This is a genomic window from Pseudarthrobacter sp. AL07 (assembly GCF_029960665.1).
Taxonomy (GTDB): Bacteria; Actinomycetota; Actinomycetes; order Actinomycetales; family Micrococcaceae; genus Arthrobacter.
Window position 1 is genome coordinate 1 of the sequence record NZ_JASBRB010000083.1, and the last position, 843, is coordinate 843.

Below are 843 nucleotides of genomic sequence, written 5' to 3' on the forward strand. Positions count from 1 at the left end.
GGCTTTGAGTTTGGCGTAGATGACGTAGTTGTCGTCGAAGAGCCCGGTGGCGGGGTCGTAGCCGTCGCAGGTGATCAGGCGGAGTTCGGCTCCGGGGGTGTTGCCGTAGACCTCGAGGGTGGGGAACTCGTTTTTGCTGTAGAGGGCTCCACGGTCAACGGTGAACACGGCCGTACTGCCGTCGGTTCGGGAGACGTTGATCTCGGTACCGGGTGTGAGTTTGCGGAGGTCCGCGAAAACACCCTGGTTGCCGCCGAGCGCGTTGACGTGGCCCAGCATCACGGAGGGCCCGCGTTCGCCGGGGGTTGGTGAGCCGTTGTACCAGCTCGCTGGTGCGCCGCTGCCGGTGTCCTGCGGGACTTCCAGGGAGCCGTTCTCCCGCAGGCCCAGGTGGAGCAGGTCGGTCCGGACCCCGATCGAGCCAATGCTCAGGGTGACCGGGGCTGAAGCACCCAACACCGGAAGCTGTTGGGCGGGCGCAGCCGGTGCAGCCGGTGACGGCACGGTGGGCGGGGCCGAGGGCGGGGCCGCCGCCACCGACGACGAGGCAGAGGCCGAAGGCACCGCGCCGGCGTCGGGAGTTCCCGCTGTTCCGGCGGCGCAGCCGGCCAGGGCCAGCAGGAGCAGAACCCCGGCCGCCGCGGGGGCCAGGAAGCCCCCGCGGCGGCCGTGGTTCTTGGTTCTCACAGTAGTGATCCGCTCAGCCTGGGCTTAGGCTGCTGCGTTGGCGTTGCGGCGGCGCACTGCGTAGGCTCCACCGGCAAGAGCGACCAGGACCAGGCCACCGCCGAGGGCGAGGGCTCCGGCGTCGTTCCCTGTCTCCTGGCTGACACCGGTGTCAGC

At 69.9% G+C, this 843-nt stretch carries 2 protein-coding genes; both read right to left on the reverse strand.

Features of this window, described 5'->3' with window-relative positions; translation table 11 throughout:
* On the reverse strand, positions 1-687 hold a 687-nt coding region (locus QK290_RS18490; protein ID WP_282332130.1), incomplete at its 3' end, for a sortase.
* Positions 688-711: 24 nt separating this feature from the next.
* Positions 712-843, reverse strand: a 132-nt coding sequence (locus QK290_RS18495) for an LPXTG cell wall anchor domain-containing protein (protein ID WP_282332131.1), incomplete at its 5' end; no start/stop codon positions are given.